The organism is Kitasatospora sp. NPDC043949 (assembly GCF_056435365.1).
In genome coordinates, this window is record NZ_JBWKEQ010000024.1 from 1 (window position 1) to 19,015 (window position 19,015).

Annotated in this window: 18 protein-coding genes; 4 read left to right on the top strand and 14 right to left on the bottom strand. The window is 73.6% G+C overall.

Annotated features, from left to right (window positions below; all coding sequences use genetic code 11):
• Window positions 1–549 (top strand): thiamine pyrophosphate-dependent enzyme (locus tag AC07AL_RS20625; RefSeq protein WP_478317909.1); only part of this gene is annotated, 549 nt, incomplete at its 5' end.
• Window positions 550–661: 112 nt separating this feature from the next.
• On the opposite strand, the gene AC07AL_RS20630 is transcribed toward AC07AL_RS20625, so the two are convergent.
• Both AC07AL_RS20630 and AC07AL_RS20635 read right to left on the bottom strand, forming a co-directional pair.
• Window positions 662–1,507, bottom strand: coding sequence for a helix-turn-helix domain-containing protein (locus AC07AL_RS20630; protein WP_371516081.1), 846 nt, complete (start codon window positions 1,505–1,507; stop codon window positions 662–664).
• Window positions 1,508–1,639: 132 nt separating this feature from the next.
• Window positions 1,640–2,458 (bottom strand): SDR family NAD(P)-dependent oxidoreductase, encoded by an 819-nt coding sequence (locus AC07AL_RS20635; RefSeq protein ID WP_478317910.1) that lies wholly within the window; start codon window positions 2,456–2,458, stop codon window positions 1,640–1,642.
• Between the two features lie 99 nt (window positions 2,459–2,557).
• On the opposite strand from AC07AL_RS20635, the gene AC07AL_RS20640 reads away from it, so the two are divergent.
• On the top strand, window positions 2,558–3,271 hold the full coding sequence (locus tag AC07AL_RS20640; RefSeq protein ID WP_400989656.1) for an NADPH-dependent F420 reductase: 714 nt from the start codon (window positions 2,558–2,560) through the stop codon (window positions 3,269–3,271).
• Window positions 3,272–3,314: 43 nt separating this feature from the next.
• Here the strand turns inward: AC07AL_RS20640 and galK are convergent, their stop codons facing one another.
• A complete protein-coding gene (galK, locus tag AC07AL_RS20645; protein WP_478317911.1) occupies window positions 3,315–4,457 on the bottom strand; it encodes a galactokinase in 1,143 nt (380 codons plus the stop codon).
• A 44-nt stretch (window positions 4,458–4,501) separates the two neighbouring features.
• A complete protein-coding gene (gene galT / locus AC07AL_RS20650; RefSeq protein WP_400803358.1) occupies window positions 4,502–5,602 on the bottom strand; it encodes a galactose-1-phosphate uridylyltransferase in 1,101 nt (366 codons plus the stop codon).
• A gap of 191 nt (window positions 5,603–5,793) precedes the next feature.
• On the opposite strand from galT, the gene AC07AL_RS20655 reads away from it, so the two are divergent.
• The gene (locus AC07AL_RS20655; protein ID WP_478317912.1) at window positions 5,794–6,618 is read left to right on the top strand and encodes a DeoR/GlpR family DNA-binding transcription regulator; all 825 of its coding nucleotides are present in this window, start codon (window positions 5,794–5,796) and stop codon (window positions 6,616–6,618) included.
• A gap of 8 nt (window positions 6,619–6,626) precedes the next feature.
• Here AC07AL_RS20655 and AC07AL_RS20660 read toward each other — a convergent pair whose 3' ends face one another.
• The 9 genes from AC07AL_RS20660 to AC07AL_RS20700 all read right to left on the bottom strand — a co-directional run bounded on the left by AC07AL_RS20660 (window position 6,627) and on the right by AC07AL_RS20700 (window position 16,728).
• Window positions 6,627–7,679, bottom strand: coding sequence for a LacI family DNA-binding transcriptional regulator (locus tag AC07AL_RS20660; protein ID WP_363632722.1), 1,053 nt, complete (start codon window positions 7,677–7,679; stop codon window positions 6,627–6,629).
• Between the two features lie 57 nt (window positions 7,680–7,736).
• Window positions 7,737–9,449 carry a glycoside hydrolase family 36 protein gene (locus tag AC07AL_RS20665; RefSeq protein WP_478317913.1) on the bottom strand — a complete coding sequence of 571 codons (1,713 nt, stop codon included), beginning with the start codon at window positions 9,447–9,449 and terminating at the stop codon, window positions 7,737–7,739.
• Window positions 9,450–9,451: 2 nt separating this feature from the next.
• Window positions 9,452–10,282: a carbohydrate ABC transporter permease gene (locus AC07AL_RS20670; protein WP_478317914.1), complete on the bottom strand. Its 831-nt coding sequence runs from the start codon at window positions 10,280–10,282 to the stop codon at window positions 9,452–9,454.
• Between the two features lie 71 nt (window positions 10,283–10,353).
• A complete protein-coding gene (locus AC07AL_RS20675; RefSeq protein ID WP_363579918.1) occupies window positions 10,354–11,274 on the bottom strand; it encodes a carbohydrate ABC transporter permease in 921 nt (306 codons plus the stop codon).
• Window positions 11,271–12,614, bottom strand: coding sequence for an ABC transporter substrate-binding protein (locus AC07AL_RS20680; protein WP_400803365.1), 1,344 nt, complete (start codon window positions 12,612–12,614; stop codon window positions 11,271–11,273). Before AC07AL_RS20680 ends, AC07AL_RS20675 begins: the two co-directional genes overlap by 4 nt.
• A gap of 205 nt (window positions 12,615–12,819) precedes the next feature.
• A complete protein-coding gene (locus tag AC07AL_RS20685) occupies window positions 12,820–14,046 on the bottom strand; it encodes a radical SAM protein (protein WP_363579916.1) in 1,227 nt (408 codons plus the stop codon).
• A 20-nt stretch (window positions 14,047–14,066) separates the two neighbouring features.
• Window positions 14,067–14,801: a hypothetical protein gene (locus tag AC07AL_RS20690; protein ID WP_400989651.1), complete on the bottom strand. Its 735-nt coding sequence runs from the start codon at window positions 14,799–14,801 to the stop codon at window positions 14,067–14,069.
• A gap of 281 nt (window positions 14,802–15,082) precedes the next feature.
• Entirely contained in the window at window positions 15,083–15,679 is a 597-nt protein-coding gene (locus AC07AL_RS20695; RefSeq protein WP_363626198.1) for an isochorismatase family protein, read from the bottom strand.
• 110 nt (window positions 15,680–15,789) lie between these two features.
• A complete protein-coding gene (locus AC07AL_RS20700; protein WP_363579913.1) occupies window positions 15,790–16,728 on the bottom strand; it encodes a MerR family transcriptional regulator in 939 nt (312 codons plus the stop codon).
• Window positions 16,729–16,791: 63 nt separating this feature from the next.
• Here AC07AL_RS20700 and AC07AL_RS20705 point away from each other — a divergent pair, with 63 nt between their 5' ends.
• The gene (locus AC07AL_RS20705) at window positions 16,792–17,553 is read left to right on the top strand and encodes a maleylpyruvate isomerase family mycothiol-dependent enzyme (protein WP_478317915.1); all 762 of its coding nucleotides are present in this window, start codon (window positions 16,792–16,794) and stop codon (window positions 17,551–17,553) included.
• A gap of 56 nt (window positions 17,554–17,609) precedes the next feature.
• Here AC07AL_RS20705 and lysA read toward each other — a convergent pair whose 3' ends face one another.
• Window positions 17,610–19,001: a diaminopimelate decarboxylase gene (gene lysA, locus AC07AL_RS20710; RefSeq protein ID WP_363579911.1), complete on the bottom strand. Its 1,392-nt coding sequence runs from the start codon at window positions 18,999–19,001 to the stop codon at window positions 17,610–17,612.
• Window positions 19,002–19,015: the final 14 nt, after the last annotated feature.

Sequence of the window (19,015 nt, forward strand, 5' to 3'; positions counted from 1 at the left end):
ACCTGGCTCAACTCGGGCGGCGCGGGCACCATGGGCTACGCCGTCCCGGCCGCGATGGGCGCCAAGGCCGGCCGACCGGACACCCCGGTCTGGGCCATCGACGGCGACGGCTGCTTCCAGATGACCAACCAGGAACTGGCCACCTGCGCCCTGAACGACATCCCGATCAAGGTCGCGGTCATCAACAACGGCTCGCTCGGCATGGTCCGCCAGTGGCAGACGCTGTTCTACAACCAGCGCTACTCCAACACCGTGCTGCACGCCGGCCCCGACCACGACGGCATCGCGCCCCCGGCCCAGGGCACCCGGATCCCCGACTTCGTGCTCCTGTCCGAGGCGATGGGCTGCGTCGGCCTGCGCTGCGAGCGCCCCGAGGACCTGGACGCCGTCATCAAGCAGGCCATGGAGATCAACGACCGCCCGGTCGTCATCGACTTCATCGTCCACCAGGACGCCATGGTCTGGCCGATGGTCGCGGCCGGCACCAGCAACGACGAGATCCAGTTCGCCAAGGGCATCCGCCCCGACTTCGGCGACGACCTCGACTAACACCCCCCTGAACCCCGGTCGTAGGCCCTCGACCCCCGCGAGGGCCTACGACCGGCCTTTTTGTGCCCAGGATCTCGTGCCGTCCGGGCAGACGGCCGTTGGAGCGGGCCGCTCAGCGGGTCGCCGACGCCGACCAGGAGAGCAGGAGGCGCAGGGCGTCGTCCGACGGGGTGTGCGGGTCGGCGGTGTAGGTGACGAGGGCCTGGTCGGGGTCGTCGGCGGGGCGGAGCGTGTCGTAGGCGAGGTCGAGGGGGCCGGCGATGGGGTGGTGGAAGAGCTTGCGGCCGGAGGTCTTGTCGGCGACCGGGTGTTCGGCCCAGAGGTGACGGAACTCCTCGCTGTGGACGCAGAGTTGGCCGACGAGTTCGGCGAGGAGGGGGTCGTGGGGACGGCGGCCCGCCTCCAGGTGGAGGAAGGCGACGTTCTCGCGGGCGCAGGCCGTCCAGTCGCCGTAGAGCTCGCGCGAGGCCGGGTCGAGGAAGGTGCCGCGGGCGATGTTGCGGTCCTCGACCGGCAGGGCGCCGTAGTCGCCGAACAGCGCGACGGCCGCACGGTTCCAGGCCAGGACGTCCATCCGGTGGCCCATCACCAGCGCCGGGACGTGGTCGAGCTGGTCGAGCAGGCGCAGCAGGGAGGGGCGGGGCTGCTGCGGGGCGGTGCGGCGGCGGGGCGCGCGGCGGGTGGGGCGGGCGAGGCGGTGGAGGTGGCCGGACTCGTCGGGGGCGAGTTGCAGGGCGCGGGCGACGGCGTCGAGGACGGCTTCGGAGGGGTTGCCGACGCGGCCCTGTTCGAGGCGGGTGTAGTAGTCGACGCTGACCCCGGCGAGGTGGGCGAGCTCCTCGCGGCGCAGCCCCGCGACCCGGCGGCGTCCGCCGTAGTCGGGCAGGTCGACGTCCTCGGGCCGCAGCTGGGCGCGGCGGGTGCGGAGGAACTCGCTCAGGGCACTGGTCGGGTTCATGGGGATGATTCTCACCCGGAGGCGGCCGGCCGTGCCTGGCCCTGCCAGGACCAGGCACGGCCGGCACCGGGGCGCGGCCGGGGGCAGGCGGTAGCGGGGCGCGGCCGGGGGCAGCCGGGGATCAACCGGACGTCAGCCCGCGACGGCCTGGACGGCGGGCACCAGGCCGCCGTCGATGACGATGTCCTGGGACGTGATGTAGGAGGACCGGTCGGAGAGCAGGAAGGCGACGGTTTCGGCGACGTCCTCGGCCCGGCCCAGGCGGCCGAGCGGGATGCGCGCGCGGATCGGCTCGTGAGCGGCCGGGTCGGGGATCACCGCGTGGAACATCTCGGTGGCGATGTAGCCGGGGCTGACGGAGTTGACCCGGATGCCGCGCGCGGCGAGGCCGCTGCCGAGGGTGCGGGCGAGGCTGAGGACGGCCGCCTTGGTCGCGGCGTAGACGGGGGCGTCGGGCAGGCCGCGGTGCGGGGTCCAGGAGGCGTTGAGCACGATGGAGCCGCCGCCGGCCGCCTCCAGCAGGGGCAGGGCGTGCTGGACGGTGAAGAACACGCCCTTGAAGTTGATGTCGACGGTGTGGTCGAAGTCGTCCTCGGTGACGTCGGCGGCGGGCTGGAAGACGCCGACGCCCGCGTTGGCGAAGACGCCGTCGAGCGCGCCGTGGCGCTCCCGGACGGTGGCGGCGAGCCGGGCGAGGTCGGCCCGGGCGGTGACGTCGGCGCGGACGGCGAGCAGCCGGTCACCGCCGTCGAGCCGTTCGGCGGCGCGGGCGAGCCGGGCGTCGTCACGGCCGGTGATGACCACCCGGGCGCCGGCGGCGAGGAGGCGGCGGGCGGTGGCGAGGCCCATGCCGCTGGTGCCGCCGGTGATCAGGACGGTGCGGTCGGCGAATTCCCGGGGGTCGGCGGGATCCCGGGTCATGGCGTTGTCGGACGGGGCGTTGTCGGTCATGGCAGCCACTCTCCCGACGGCCGTGGAGCCGGGACCAGGCCCGGCCCGACCCTGGGTCCGGAAGAACCACCCTGCACCGGGAATCGACGGCGCCACCGGGTGGTTGGGGCAGGACGACAAGCGTGTGACACTCGCGAACAGGGGTCTGACATGAAGATCGGCATCATCGGTGCGGGCAACATCGGCGGCAACCTGACCCGACGGCTGACGGCGCTCGGGCACGACGTCTCGGTGGCCAACTCGCGCGGTCCACAGTCGCTGGCCGCCCTGGCCGAGGAGACGGGCGCGACGGCCGTGCCTGCCACCGAGGCGGCGCGCGGAGCGCAGGTCGTGGTGGTGACGGTGCCGCTGAAGAACGTGCCGGACCTGCCGGCCGGGCTGCTGGACGGCGCGGCCGAGGGCGCGGCGGTGATCGACACCGGCAACTACTACCCGCAGCAGCGCGACGGCCGGATCGACGAGATCGAGGACGACGGGCTGACCGAGAGCCGGTGGACGGAGCGGCACCTCGGCCACCCCGTGGTGAAGGCGTTCAACGGCACCTACGCGCAGGACCTGCTGGAGCGGCCGCGGCCGGAGGGCGACCCGGAGCGGATCGCCCTGCCGGTGGCGGCGGACGACGAGGCGGCCAAGCACGTGGTGCGGGCGCTGATCGACGAGTTGGGCTTCGACACGGTGGACGCGGGCGGGATCGACGAGTCCTGGCGCCAGCAGCCGGGCACGCCGGTGTACGGGCTGCGCGCCGGGGTGGAGGCGGTCACCCGGGCGCTCGCGGAGGCGTCTCCGGAGCGCCCGGCGGACCACAAGGCGTGACCCCGGGAAGGCGTGCTCCCCGCGCCGACCCCGACGGGCCCGGTCAGCCCGTGCGGCGGGCCCCCTCGGCCGGGACGGCCGTGAGGGTGCGCGGGGCGGCGTAGCCGGCCGCGCGGAACGCGGTGGTGACGGCGGCGGCGACGGTGTCGGCGGCCGGTGCGTCGACGAGGGCGATCACCGAGCCGCCGAAGCCGCCGCCGGTCATCCGCGCGCCGTGGGCGCCGGCGGCGAGGGCGGCCTCGACGGCGAGGTCGGTCTCGGGGCAGGAGACCCGGTAGTCGTCGCGCAGCGAGGCGTGGCCGGCGGTGAGGATCGGGCCGAGCGCGGCGGACCGGCCGGCGTCCAGGTGGGCGACGGCGGCCGTGACGCGCTCGTTCTCGGTGACCACGTGGCGCACCAACGGCCTCAGCTCCTCGGGGAGTCGGGGCAGGGCGGCCGGCAGGGCGGCGGGCGTCAGCTCGCGCAGCGCGGGCAGTCCGAGCAGCGCGGCCGCCCGCTCGCAGCCGGCCCGCAGGGCGGCGTAGGCACCGTCGCCGAGGTCGTGCTTGACCCGGGTGTCGAGGACCAGCAGGGCGAGGCCGGAACCGGCGAGGTCCAGCGGCACCTGCCGCATCGCCAGGTCCCGGCTGTCGAGGTGCAGGGCGGCGCCCGGGCGGCAGCACATCGAGGCCATCTGGTCCATGATCCCGCAGGGGACGCCGACGAAGTCGTTCTCGGCCCGCTGTGCGATCAGGGCGAGGTCGGGTGCGGACAGGCCCAGCCCGTACAGGTCGTTGTACGCGATCGCGACGACGCATTCCAGGGCGGCCGAGGAGGACAGCCCGGCACCACCGGGCACGTCGCTCTCCAGTCGGAACTCGGCACCGCCGACGGGGTGCCCGGCCTCGCGCAGCGCCCACACCACGGCGGCCGGGAAGGCCGCCCAGCCGGGCACCGAGCCCGGGGCCAGGTCCGCGACGGCCAGGTCGGCGACCACCCCGTCGCCCTGGGCGGACCAGAGCCGCAGCCGGCCGTCGTCGCGGCGCCGGGCCTGGGCGCGGACGGCCTGCGGGAGGGCGATCGGCAGCACGAACCCGAGGTTGTAGTCGGTGTGCTCGCCGATCAGGTTGACCCGGCCGGGGGCGGCCCACTCCCCCTCGGGGGCGTGGCCGTGGAGCTCTTCGAAGGAGGTCGCGAGGGTGTTCACAGGAGTCTCCACGGGCGTGGTCACGGGCGTGTGCACGGGCGTGGTCACAGGGCTACCTCCCGCAGCCGGCGGGCCGCGTCCTCGGGGGTGACGTCGTTGACGAAGGCGTCCATGCCGGATTCCACCCCGGCCAGGAACTTGAGCTTGTCGGCCGCGCGCCGGATGGTGAACAGCTCCAGGTGGAGGGCGAGTTCGTGCTCCTGGCCGGCGGGCGCCTGGTGCCAGGCGGAGATGTACGGGGTGCGACCGGCGCCGAAGAGGCGGTCGAAGCGGCGCAGCAACTCCAGGTAGAGGCGCGGGAATTCGGCGCGCTGCGGCTCGTCGAGGCCGGTCAGGTCGGCGACCCGGCGGTGCGGGTAGAGGTGCACCTCGTACGGCCAGCGGGCGGCGAAGGGGACGAAGGCCGTCCAGTGCTCTCCGGCGAGCACCACCCGGGCGCCGTCGGCGCGTTCGGCGGCGAGCAGGTCGTCGAAGAGGCTGCGGCCGGTGGCGGCGCGGTGTTCGGCCGCGCGCGCGGCCATCCGGGCGGTGCGCGGGGTGGTGAAGGGGAAGGCGTAGATCTGGCCGTGCGGGTGGGCGAGGGTGACGCCGATCTCGGCACCCCGGTTCTCGAAGCAGTAGACCTGCCGGACGCCGGGGAGGGCGGCGAGTTCGGCGGTGCGGTCGGTCCAGGCGTCGAGGACGAGGCGGGCCCGCCGCTCGTCGAGGTCGGCGAAGGAGGCGTCGTGGTCTGCGGTGAAGCAGACCACCTCGCAGCGCCCGGCGCCGGGGCCGCTGACCCGCGGTCCGCCGACGCCTTCCAGCGCCGCCGGGGGGCCGGCCAGCGAGGGGAAGCGGTTCTCGAAGACGGCCACCTGGTAGTTGTCGGCGGGGATCTCGCTGTGCCGGCCGTCCCGGGAGGGGCAGAGCGGGCACTCCTCGGCGGGGGGCTGGTAGGTGCGGGCCTGGCGGTGCGCGGCGACGGTGACCCAGGCTCCGGTGGCCGGGTCGAGCCGGACCTCGGAGCCGTGGGCGGGCGGGTCGAGCGGGCGCCGGTCGACGGCGTCCCGGGGGACGGCCTCGCCGCTGTCGTAGTAGATCAGCTGTCGCCCGTCCGCGAGTGTGGTCGCGGTCTTGGCGGTGGGCTGGGTCAGGGTCCCGGCCATGGCCTTCTTCCCTCTATCCGACACGAAACAACAATATCCAACATTATCCATCAAGCCCGGCTGTCCGGAAGAGGCCCGCGCCTGCCATGATGGCGGTGACCGTGGCCCGCCGGGCGGCCAGTCGAACGGACGGCTGGACGGACGGCCGGCCGAACGGTCACGCCGACCACACCGACCCGAGGAGCCCCCCGATGGCTGACAGCGCCCAACCGCTCGCCGGACAGCGCCGCGTGCTGATCCTGGAGCGGGTCCGCGCGCGCGGCGGCGTCCGGGTGACCGAACTGGTCCGGGACCTCGGGGTGTCCGACATGACCATCCGCCGCGACCTGGACGCGCTGGCCCGCCGCGGCCTGGTGCACAAGGTGCACGGCGGGGCGGTGCGGACGGAGGCGGCGGCCAGCGGCGAGCCCGGGTTCGAGACCAAGGCCAACTGGCAGCTCCCCGCCAAGGAGGCCATCGCCCGGGCCGCCGCCGCCCTGGTGCCGCCCGGCTCGGCGGTCGGGCTGGCCGCCGGGACGACCACCTTCGCGGTCGCCCGGCAGCTGCGCGCCGTCGAGGGCCTCACCGTCGTCACCAACTCGCTGCGGATCGCGGAGCTGCTGGAGGAACCCGACGAGGACGGCACCCCCGCCACCGCGACGGTGATCCGCACCGGCGGCGTCCGCACGCCCTCCGACGCGCTGGTCGGGCCGGTCGCCGACCAGGCGATCCGCTCGCTGCACGTCAACGTGCTGGTCATGGGCTGCCACGGCCTCTCGGCCGAGACCGGGCTGACCACCCCGAACCTGGCCGAGGCGGAGACCAACCGGACCTTCCTCCAGTCCGCCCGCCGGGTCGTCGTGGTGGCCGACCACACCAAGTGGAACGCGGTCGGCCTGGCCTCCTTCGCCGCACTGGAGCAACTGGACGTGCTGGTGACCGACGACGCACTGGCGGCCGAACACCGGTCGGCGGCAGCCCAGTTGGTGGGCGAGCTGATCGTCGCTCCGACCGGGGAGCAGGACCCCCAGGCCTGACGGGCCCCCTAAGGACCCGTCCGGGAACTCGCCCGCACCACCAGCTCGGCGGCCAGCTCAAGACCGCCCGCCGGCGGCGCCTCCCCGCGCACCTGGCCGAGCAGCCGCTCCACCAGGGCGGCGGCGATCGCCCGCAGCGGGAGCCGCACCGAGGTCAGCGCGGGGTGCAGGTGGCGGCAGAGCGGCGTGTCGTGGAAACCGGTGACCGCCACCCCCGCCGGCCCGACCGCCGATCCCTCCGCCCGGACCGCCTCGTAGACGTCCAGCGCCAGCAGGTCGCTGCCCGCCGCGAAGGCCGTCGGCCGCTCGGGCCCGCGCAGCAGCTCCCGCACGGCCGCGACGTCCGGCCGCGCCGCCGTCACCGCGGACAGGCCCAGCCGGGCCGCCTCGGCGAGGAAGCCCGCCCGCCGGGCGGCCATCCACGGCAGGTCCTCGGCGCGGCCGACGTACCCGATCCGGCGGTGGCCGAGCCCCGCCAGATGCCGCACCACCACGGCCATCGCCGTGTCGTTGGCGATGTCGACCCAGTGCTGGGGCTGCCCCGGGCCCGTCCGTCCGAAGGCGACGAACGGGAGGCCGGCCCGGACGACGTGCCCGATCCGGGGGTCATCGCCCAGCACGTCCGCCAGCACCAGCCCGTCGACCTGACGGGCCGCCACCAGTTCGTCGATGGCCGCCAGCGGGCCGGCCGCCCGCTGGACCCCGCTCTCGGCCGCACCCTGCCCCGGACGGAACAGCAGCACCCGCTGCCCCTGCGCCCCCGCCGCGTCGACCAGCGCCTCCAGGAAGCCGGCCATCAGCGGGTTGGGGTCGAACGGGTCGTCCACCGGGGCGAGGTAGCCGAGGGTGCGCCGGGCGCCGCTGCGCAGCGAACGCGCCGACTGGTCGGGCTGGTAGCCGAGTTCGCGGATCGCCGCGGTCACCCGGGCCAGCGTGTCCGGGCGGACCCGCTGGGGGGCGTTGAGCGCGTTGGAGACGGTCTGCCGGGACACCCCGGCCGCGCGGGCCACCTCCTCGATGGTGGTGGCGCCGCGGCGCGGTCGGGGTGTTCCCTCGGGCATCGGAGGCTCCAGGACGGCTGCTCGGGTCTGACGGGTGCTCGGTTCCACTGCTCGGTTCTACGGACGGCGCAGGGTCAGCAGCCCACCGCGCGGCACGGTGATGCCGCCCGCCCGGTCGAGCTCGACCTCGCCCTGCCGGACGATACGCCCTCGGGCGTCCTGCACGGTGGCCTCGGCCGTCCCGCCGCCGCCGGTGAGCCGGACGTCCGGGTCGGCGTCGGCGTTGGCGACCAGCAGGGTGCGCCAGTCCGCGCCGGAGACGTCCACCGGCAGCGCGGCGTAGCGGGCCACCGCGACGGTGCCGCCGCCGACGGCGGTGACCATCGGGTAGCCGAGGTCCGGCCGGGCCGGGCGCAGCTCGCCGAGCTGCAGGGTGGCGACGTGCTCGCGGAAGACGCCGAGCCAGAAGGCGATCGCCTCGCGCTGCCCGGGGCTCTGCGCCGCGAGGTCGACGGAGACCTGCGGCACCGAGAACAGCACGTTGATCAGGTGGCAGGCGATCTGCTCGGGCGGCTCGGCCGGGTGCCACATCAGCATGTCGGCGTGGACCGGGACGGGCCCGGCGGCGAGCCGCACGTCGATGGTGCGCTGCCGGTTCTCCTGCGGGCTGAGCGGGCAGTCGGTGGCGCGGACCATGGTGACGTACGGCCACAGGCCGGGGCTGACGTACGGCTGGCGGTGCTCGATCATCGCCCCCGGCTTGACCGCGGTGATCCGGCGGCGGATGGCGGCGAGCAGCCGCTCGACGCCCTCGTCCACGGTGGCGCAGTCGGCCTCGGGCCCGGCCTCCGGCGCGTCGGCGCGGGCGAACCAGTCGACGAAGTCGACCTTCAGTCCGTCCATGCCCCACTCCTCGACGGCGCGGGCGAGCCGGCCGGTCAGGAACTCGCGGACCTCGGGGTAGCGCGGGTCGGCGACGACCGCGCCCATGTGGGCGGCGTCGGCGAGCGCGTAGCGGCCGATCGCCTCGAAGGCTGCGCTGTCCTTGCCGATGAACGGCAGCGCGTACCAGAGCAGGTACTGCACGCCGAGGTCGTGGACGCGCTGGACGTGGGCGGCGGTGTCGGGCAGCGAGACCGGCTCCCAGTCCCCGCAGTGCGCGTAGCCGCGGGTGCGGTCGGCGGTCATCCAGCCGTCGTCGACGATGATGACGTCCATGCCGAGCTCCTTGCCGAGCGCGGCCTGGGTCTCGACGCCCTTGGGCGTGACGTCCTGGTGCATCGAGTACCAGGTGGAGTACGCGGGGCGGCGCGCGGCCTCGGGGATGTCGGCCTCGCGGTCGGTCCACCACCAGGCGGCGAGGCCGGCCAGGCAGCGGGCGAAGTGCCGGCGGGATGTGTCGATGCGGACGGTCAGCCGGCCGGCGGCCTGCGCCCAGAACCGGAACTCCCCGGTCTCCTCCAGCACTCCGGCGCCGGCCAGGACGTCGGCGCGCTCGGCCGCGAAGGCGCAGATGGCGATGTCGCCGGTGCCGATCAGGGCGGCGATCGGGGCGCCGTTGGCCAGGCTGGTGCGGCGCGGAGCGCTCCACGCGGCGGGCAGCCAGCCGGTGCCGCGCGGCTCGGGCGTCCAGAACGCGGTGGCGTCCACGCACGGCACCCGCCACTCGATCCGGACGTCGCCCGTCCCTTCGGCGGTCACCTCGACGATTCCGTCACCCGCCCCGCGGGCGCTCGCGTTCCCGCTGACCCGCAGGTCCAGGCCCTCTGCGTAGAGCGGACGCAGGCCGCCGGCGACGGCGGGGGCGTGCGGTTCCCAGATCTCGGTCATGTTCAGCCCTTCGTGGCGCCGGCCAGCAGGCCGGAGATGAACTGCCGCTGGAGGACCAGGAAGAGGACCATCATCGGCAGGGTGGACAGCGCGGTGCCGGAGAGGATCGCGCCGTAGTCGGTGTTGCTCTTGTTGCCGTGCAGGGTCGCGAGGGCGACCGGCAGGGTGTGCATCCCGGGACTGCGCAGAGCGATCAGCGGCCAGACGAACTGGTTCCAGGAGCCGAGGAAGAGGAAGATCGAGAGGGCTGCCAGCACGGGCCTCATGACCGGTACCACCACGCTGAACAGCACCCGGAACTCGCCCGCGCCGTCGACCCGGGCGGCGTCCAGGAGTTCGTCCGGCAGGCTGCTCAGTGACTGCCGCATCAGGAAGATGGCGAAGGGCACGCACAGGCCGGGCAGGATCAGCGCCTGGTAGGTGTCCAGCAGGCCGAAGTTCGTCATCATCTTGAACAGCGGTACCAGCATGACCTGTTCGGGCACCACGAGGGTGGAGAACAGCAGGGCGAACAGCAGGGTCCGGGCGCGGAAGCGGAACTTGGCGAAGGCGTAGCCCGCGAGCAGCGCCACCACGAGGGCGCCCAGCGTCTGGACCCCCGCCACCAGCAGGGAGTTCCCGACGACCCTGAGCAGGCCGATCTTCTGCTCCAGGTGGCTCAGGTTCTCGCCGAGGCTCCCGCCGGGCAGCAGCTTGGGCGGCCAGTCGAAGACCTCGGTGTCCTTGCGGGTGGCGGAGACCACCAGCCAGTAGAAGGGGGCGATCGACAGCCCGGTGATGCCGGCGAGGAGGAAGGTCAGCGGCCAGCCGCGCAGCTTCTTGAGGGGGTTCACGCGCTCGGAGGCCTCGCTCTGGGGGGTATCGCTCTTGGAGGTATCGCTTTGGGAGGTATCGCTTTGGGAGGTCACTTGTCGCGCTCTCCCATCAGGCGCATCTGGACGGCGCCGAGCACCGTCACGAGCAGGGTGAGCGCGTAGGCGACGGCGGAGGCGTAGCCGAAGTCGTAGTACCGGAAGCCGTTCTGGTACAGGTACATGGAGACGGTCAGGGTGGCGTTGTCCGGCCCGCCGCCGGTCAGTACGTACGGCTCGTCGAAGAGCTGGAGCGTTCCGATGGTCGAGAGCACGACCGTGAACAGCAGCACCGGGCGCAGCGCGGGGACGGTGACGGAGGTGAAGCGGCGGATCGGTCCGGCGCCGTCGACCATCGCGGCCTCGTACAACTCCCTAGGAATGGACTGGAGTCCGGCGAGGTAGATGACGGCGTTGTATCCGGTGTAGTGCCAGGTGAGCACCACGACGACGGCCGCCCGGGCCCAGACGGGCTGGCCCAGCCAGTCGACGGAGGGCAGGCCGACGGCGTTCAGCACCCAGTTGACCGCACCGTCGTCGGTCTTGAGCAGGTAGGCGAAGATCACGCCGGTGGCGACCAGGCCGGTGACCGAGGGCATGAAGACGCCGAGGCGCCACACCGTGCGCCAGCGCACCACCGCGGAGTTGATGCCGACGGCCATCAGCAGGGCCAGTCCGAGCATCAGCGGGACCTGCATGACGAGGATCTCGCCGGTGTTGGACAGGGCCGTCCAGAACAGCGGGTCGTCCAGCAGGCGCCGGTAGTTGGCGAGGCCTGCGTCGCGGGTGGCGGCGCCGGAGCCGGTGGTGAAGGAGAGCAGCAGCGACTCGACGACCGGGTAGGCCTTGAACACGCCGAAGGTCAGCAGGGCGGGCGCGAGCAGCAGGTACGGTACGGCGGCGCGCCGCCGGCGGGACCGGCGCCGCGCTGCGGACCTCCTGGAGAGGGCGGCGGGCGGGCTGGCGGCACTCATGCGATACCGCGCCCGGTCTGCTGGGCGAGCTGCTTGGCGGCGTCCTGGAGGACGGCGGCCGGGTCGGCGCCCTTGAGGAGGACCTTGACCTGGGCGTCGCTGACGAGCTTGAGGGCGCGGGCGTAGTCACCGGAGTAGTTGGTGGGGTAGCCGCCCTCGGTGGCGAGGTCGGCGAAGGTCCTGAGCACCGGCTGCCCGCCGTAGTAGGCGCTCGGCGCGGCGTACAGCGGGTCGGCGTAGGCCTCGGTGAGGGCCGGGAAGACGCCGCCCGCGTTGAACATGGCGTTCACCGAGGCCGGGCGGGTGACCGTGTACTCGACGAACTTCCAGGCGGCGCGGCGGCGCGGGCTGGAGGCGGCGACGGCCAGGTGGGTGGAGTTGACCAGGGCGGTGCGCTTGCCGCCGGGGGTGACCGCCGGGGGCTTGGTGAGACGCCAGTTGCCGCTCTGGTCGGGGATCTTCTTCTCCAGGTAGTGCGCGACCCAGGCGGGCATCGCGGCCACCGCGAGCTTGCCGGCCTTCATCACGGGCGGCCAGCTCTGGACGCCGGGGGTGTCGCCGATCAGCCCGGCCTCGTCCAGCCGCTTGACGATGGTCAGGGCGCGCACGGCCGCCTCCGAGCCGACGGTGATCTTGCCCTGGAGGTCGAAGTAGAAGGCGCCCTGGAGCTGCATCAGGGCCTGGACGAAGTCCAGGTCGGGGGTGGGGTTGGCGGCCCTGTTGATGCCGATCAGGGCGACGCCGGGGTTGGCGGCCTTGAAACGGTCGGCCACGGCGAGCAGGTCGTCCCAGGTGGCGAAGGACTCGGGGTCGATGCCCGCCTTGTCGAAGTAGTCCTTGCGGTAGAAGAAGCCGAGCGGGTTGACCTCCCAGGGCAGTGCGTAGGCGTGGCCGTCCTTGCCGCTGACGACGGGCCACAGGCCCTTGGCGAACTTGTCCTTGTGCGCGTCGGCGCCGAGCGCGGAGAGGTCGGCCAGGCCGCCGGGGAACTTCTCCTGGTATCCGGGCAGGTAGTCGCAGCCGATGTGCAGCACGTCGCCGAGGCCTTGGCCGCCGGCCGCCAGGCCGACGGTGATCTTGTCCCAGATGGCCGGTTCGCCGATGTCCTGGACGTCGACCGTGATCCCCGGGTTGTCCTTCTGGAAGGCCGGGACGATCCCGCGCAGGGCTTCGGCGGCCGTGGCCCAGGACCAGACGGTGATGTTGCCGGTGTCGGCGTCCCCGCCCGAGGCGCCCCCGGAGCCGGAGTCGCCGCAGGCTGCGAGCGTGCCGCCGGCGGTCAGGGCCAGCAGGCCCGCTCCTGAGGCTCGGAGCAGATCACGACGGGAAAGGTGTGACATTGCATTCCTCTCTGAGGGGTGGCGAGGAAGGGTTTGAGGCAGGAAGGGCGAGGCAAGGGGAGGGAGCTTGAAGGGTTTTGAACGTTCAAATACACAAAACAAACCAGAACCAAACAGGTTCGAACGAGCGGGTCACAGCAAACGCCCACCCTCCCCGCGCCGTCAAGACCTGGGCGCGGAGAGGGTGGGCTCCGAAACCGTTCTGTTATCCCAGGACCGCGTCCGGAGCGCCGAACACGGTTCCCGGGGTGACCGGGATCCCCCGCGCCATGGCCTCGAAGTCCAGGATCGGATGGGTCAGGATCTCCTCGACCTCGTCGGTCAGGAGGTTGCCCAGGATGAACTCCTCCTCCGCGCCCGACCCGAAGGTGACCACCTGCCCGCTCGACTGGATCATCCAGTTCAGCAGCTCCCGCTCGCTGCTCTCCGCGAGGTGGATCTCCCGGCCGGGGTGGTCGCGCCGGATCCCGTCGACGACCGCGCGGACCTCCTCCACCGCCACGCCGAGCCTGCGCACCGTGGCCGGCGAGGCCCGCCGGCCCCACCACTGGAAGATCACCCACTGGGCGACCGACGGGTGGGACAGCACCTCCGCGGCGAGCTCCGGCAGCTGGTGGAGGTTCTCGGCACTCGCCACGGTGTGCACCCGCACCCGGTCGAAGCCCTCGGCGTCGCACAGGGCCAGGGACTCCAGCAGCGCGTCGAGGAGCCTGTCGTCCGGGCTCCGGCGGAAGGCGCGCTGCACCTCCGGCGTGACGGCGTCCAGTGGCAGCCGCAGCGAGGACAGGCCGTGGAGCCGGGAGAGCTTCTCGGCGGTGAGCGTGTAGCCGGTGGTGTCGAGGCCGACCTTGAGACCACTGGCGATGGCGTGGTCGACCACGTCGAAGACCGGCGGCCACAGCAGCGGGTCACCTCCGGCCAGGACCAGGTCGGTGGTCCCGTGCGCGGCCAGCTTCCCGACGATCCGCCTGGCCTGGTCGAGGTCGATCTGCTCCGCCGCGAACGGGTTGTAGCAGCCCTGGCAGGACATCGGACAGCGGTTGTTGATCGACCAGTTGACCCGCCGGACGCGGCGGCCGGTACGCGGCTGGTCGGCCCTGCTGCGGATCCCGGCCACCAGCCGGGCCAGGCGGACGGCCTGCGGGAGGGTGGAGCCGGCGAGCAGTTCCCCGGCCCGTTCGACGCCGGCCGCGGTGGCGTTGTTCTGGAGCAGGAGGAAGGCCAGGCGCCACCGCATGGCCTCGTCCCCCGGGTCCTGGCCCAGGGCCTGTTCGACCCGCTCGGTCAGGGCGCCGAGGTAGCCGGGGGTGAAGTTGGCGGGTTCCAGGCGCCTTTGGAACGCATCGGCTATCGACCCGCGCGCCAGGGCCCGGTCGTAGCCGGCCCGCAACGGGTGCGGGGGCAGGATCTCCACGTGCTGCCGGGTGGGCATTCGGTGTTCTCCGGTACGGGTCAGTTCGGGGCGGACGGCAGCATGACGACCATCGAGTCGGCGGACGACAGGCCCATGCCCTCGACGAAGACCGCGTCGCGGACGAGCTGTGCGATGGCGGGGTGGGTGGGGGCGGCGAGGTAGCGGGCGGTGGATTCGAGCGGGGTGATGTCGTGCTTGGCGATCAAGGTGCGCAGCGAGCCCGGCAGGTCGTCGAGGCCCTCGCGGATGTCCTCCAGGTCGAACCGGTCGGCCAGTCGCATCGCCGCCCTGCGGGCCTTGGCGAGGTTGGTCGTCGGGTCCAGGATGGTCGCCTTGGCCAGGTAGTAGGGGACGGGCTGCATCATCCAGGCCAGCGCCTCGCCCGGGTCGTCCTCGTCGTGGCCGGAGTGGTCGAAGGCCTCCGGCCCGAGCCCGAGGCCGTCGCAGAACCACTCGGGCCGCATGCTGATCCGGTAGTGGGCGTGGCCGGCCAGCCGGAACGCCGGGAGCCTGGCTATGACGGACGTCGTCTCGATCCGGAACGTGTCGGAGATCCGCCGCATCGTCCGCCCCAGCACGGCCCGGACCTCCGGCACGTCGGCCCCGTCGGCCACGACGTGGATCAGGTCGAGGTTGGAGACGATGTCGCCGGCGGGCCCGGTGCGGTGCTCGCCTCGGGCCAACGAGCCGGTCGCCGCCACTGACATGTCGGTCACGTCCGCGAACTCGCGGGCCAGCTCCTGGAACAGCAGGGGGACGTCTTCGGCTCTCACGCGCTTCCTCGGGTGTCGGCTACGGAGGTGGAGTCGACGCCCTCTCTTCCAATGCCGCTCACATCATGGAGAGTTGGCGTTCAGATGGGCACCCTAACAGCGACCCGCCACAAATGGTCGTGTTTGCACCACATATCTCACACACCACAGCTGACGGACCGACACAAGCGGTCTCAACCAGTCACTCAAGTGCCGCCCGCGACACGTGGATCGGGTGGGCATCGAGACATCTGAACCACACCTGCGCGAGAAGTCGGCCGGGCCGACTTCTCGCGCAAACCTCATCCGGCCAGCACGACCGGCGTGCCCGTCAGGTCCACGCCCGCCTGCCGGAGTTCGCCGAGGGCGGTGACCGTGGTGTCGGTGGCCACGCCCGCCGTGTAGTCCAGCAGCACCCTGGTCGCGAACCCGGCCTTCACGGCGTCCAGCGCCGTCGCCTTCACGCAGTGGTCGGTGGCGATCCCGACCACGTCCACCGCGTCCACGCCCTGGCCGCGCAGCCAGTCGGCGAGCCGGGTGCCGTCCGCCGCGAAGCCCTCGAACCCGCTCTTGGACGCCGAGTGCGCGCCCTTGAAGAACACCTCGTCCACCGCGCCCGCGTCGACGGCGGGCGCGAAGGACGGGTGGAACTCGCCGCCCTCGCTGCCGACCACGCAGTGCACCGGGAAGGACTCCCGGAAGTCCGGCCGCGCGGAGAAGTGCGGGCCCGGGTCGATGTGGTGGTCCCGGGTCGCGACCACCCGCGCCCAGCCCTCCCGCTCCGGGCCCTGGACCAGCTCGGCGATCGCCCGGGCCCGGTCGGCGCCCCCGCCGACCGGGACGCTCCCTCCCTCGCAGAAGTCCTTCTGCACATCCACCACGATCAGCGCGCGAGCCATCGACCGGCCTTTCCTCGGGGGTACGGATTTCGCGGCCAGCTTGACGCCTTCGAGGTGCGTGGACGAAGCAACCCGGGCTGCCGTTCACCCGGACGGGCCTGGCGCGGCGATCAGCACACCCCGGCGGCGCCGCCAAGGCCCGCAGCGGAGCGTTCGAGGGAGTCGGTCAGCCACAGGTAGGACAGGCCGACGGTGACCGAATCCCCGCTCGCCTCGGCCACGAGCCGCCAGTAGCGGCGCATCCGCGGGTCCCGGTCGACAGCCACGTAAGCCAGCAGGCGGCCCCTGAACTTCGGGGTGTCGCGGTCGCCGCGGACGGCGGCGTGGGCCGCGACGAACCGGTCGAGCGCGGGGCCCGCCCGGGGCTGCTCACCCGCCCGCACCAGGGGCTGGGCCAGCGCGCACGCCTCGCCGATCCCGCTCACCAACTCGTCCTCGTCGGCGATCAGCGCGGCGCCGGCCCGCGCCCTGGCCAGCAGGCCGCGGCTCAGTTCCCGGTCACCGGCCAGGGCGAACAGTTCGGCGAACGCGACCACCTGCGGCGGGGTCGGGTCGGCGGGCGGCTCGGGTACGGCGATCGCCACGAACGCGGTGAGCATCGCCTCCGACACCGGGGCGGCCATCGCGCGCCTCCAGAAGCCGATCAGCGCGTCACGGGCGGCTCCCCCGCCCTCCATCGCGGCCAGCAGCTCCAGCCTGGCGGCCCGGTCGGCCGGTCCGGCCTCCTCGACAGCGCGCAGCGAGGCCCGCCGCCAGGCCAGGTCCGCGAGCCGCACGTCGAGCGCGGCCCGCTCGGCCGCGACGACCTCGGCCACGGAACGCTCTCCGGCGAGCACCTGCCTGACCGAGGGCAGCCCGAGCCCGAGCCTGCGCAGCCGTCTGACCAGGCCCAGCCGCTCCACGGCCACGTGGTCGAACCTGCGGTGCCCGCCCGTGCTGCGCACCGAGTCGACGATGCCCTCGTCGCAGTAGAAGCGGATGGTCCGCACCGGCACGCCGGTCAGCCGGGCCAGCTCGCCGATCCCCAACGTCTCATCGAGCAAAGGCACTTGAACCTCCACCGGACTGGAGTTCCTACCGTACCCAGGTAACCCCGAGAGAGGAGCGCCGTCATGACATCAACACTGGACACCGCACGGCTCGTGGAGGGACTGCGGGAGCAGAGCGCGAGGACAGGCCGCGCGGTCGCCGGAAGGGACCCGGACACCCCGGTGCCCACCTGCCCGCAGTGGCCGCTGCGCACCCTCGTCGGGCACGTCGGCCAGGAGCACCGGTGGGCGGCCGAACTCGTGCGCACGCGCGAGCAGTTGCCCGCCCCCGACCCGTGGCAGGCCGATCCCGGCGCCCCGGACGGGTGGGCTCGGTGGCTGCGCGAGGGCGCGGAGGACCTGGTCCGCGCGGTCCAGGAGACCGGCGCGGACACCGAGTTGCCCACGTTCTTCGGGCCACGGCCGGCGGCGTTCTGGCTCCGCAGGCAGCTGAGCGACACCTGCGTCCATCACTACGACGCGGCGTCGGCGACGGGCACCGCGTTCGAGATCGCCGACGACCTCGCGGCCGACGTGATCAGCGAGAACCTCGACCTGCTGTGCACGCCGGCCTTCGAGTCGGTCAGGCCGGCGGTCGCCGAGCTGCGCGGCCGGGGCGAGCGGGTCGGGTTCCGGCCGAGGTCCACGGAGGGCTGGGTGGTCACCAGGGCGCCCGAGGCGCTGCGGTGGGAGCGCGGGCGGGTCGAGGCCGACGTGGTGGTGTCGGGCGCGGTGGCGGACCTCATGCTGGTGGTCTCCCGCCGTCTCCCGCCGCAGGACGACCGGGTGACGGTGACGGGCGACCGCGCTTTGCTGGACCACTGGCTGACCCACACGGCCTTCTAGCTACCAGAGCTGCGTGAGAAGTCGGCGGGGCCGACTTCTCACGCAACGGTATTCGGCTACCGGCCGACCTCGCGGAGGCGGAAGTCCTCGACCGTCTCCCGGCGGATCAGCAGGCGGGCCCGGCCGTCCTTGACGGCGGCCACCGCCGGGCGGCCGACCAGGTTGTAGCCGGAGGCCATCGACAGCTGGTACGCCCCGGCCGCCGGGACGGCCAGCAGGTCCCCCGCACGCAGGTCGGCGGGCAGCACGGCGTCACGGACCAGCACGTCGCCGGCCTCGCAGTGCCGGCCCACCACGTCCACCCGGGCCGCGCCCGCCTCCGAACGGCGGCCCACCAGGCGGACGCTGTACGGCGATCCGTACAGCGCCGGGCGCGGGTTGTCGCTCATCCCGCCGTCCACGGCGGCGAAGCAGTGGCCGTCCGCGGTGTGCTTCACCGACAGCACCCGGTACACGGCGACGGCGGCCGGGCCGGCCAGCGCGCGGCCGGGCTCGACGATCAGCCGCGGCACCTCCAGGCCCGCCTCGGCGCAGCGCACCGCCAGCCGGTCGGTCACCCGGACGGCGAAGTCGGCGACGTCGAACTCGGCGTCCCCCGGCAGGTAGCGGATGCCGTGGCCGCCGCCGAGGTCCAGTTCGGGCAGTTCCACGCCGTGCTGCTCCCGGATCTCCGCGAGCAGCCGCACCAGCGCGTCCACCGCCTGGAGGTAGGGCTCGACCTCGGTGATCTGCGAGCCCAGGTGGCAGTGCAGGCCGGCCAGTTCGAGCCCGGGCTGGTCGAGCACCCGGGCGATCGCGTCGGCCGCGTCGCCGCCCTCGATCGGGAAGCCGAACTTCTGCCCGCCCACTCCCGTCTGGACCGCCGTGTGGTGCCCGGCGGCGATCCCCGGGACGACCCGGACGAGTACCCGCTGCGGGGTGTCGGCGGCCACCAGGGCGGCCAGCCGGGCGATCTCCGCCGGTCCGTCGATCACGATCCGCCCGACCCGCAGCCGCCGGGCCAGCCGCAGTTCCTCCGGGGACTTGGCGTTGCCGTGCAGCAGGATCCGCTGCGCCGGGAAGCCGGCCGAGGCGGCCAGCCACAGCTCGCCGGAGGAGCAGACGTCCAGGCCCAGGCCCTCCTCGGCCACCCAGTCGGCCATCGCGCTGCACAGGAACGCCTTGGCGGCGTACAGCACCTCGGCGTGCGGCAGCGCCCGCCGGTACGCCCGGGCGCGGTTGCGCACCTCGGCCTCGTCCAGGACGTACAGCGGGGTGCCGAACCGCTCGGCCGCCTCCGCCAGCCCCACCCCGCCGACCAGCACGTCGCCGCCGGGGCCGGGCCGCGCCGAGGCCGGCCAGGGGCCGCCGAGCGCGTCGACGGCCGGGGCGTCGGGGCGGGCGGTGGAGGTGCCGGTGGAGGGGGCGGGGACGGCGGAGGGGACGGACGGGGCGGTCAGCTGCGTCATGGCGGTACTCCTAC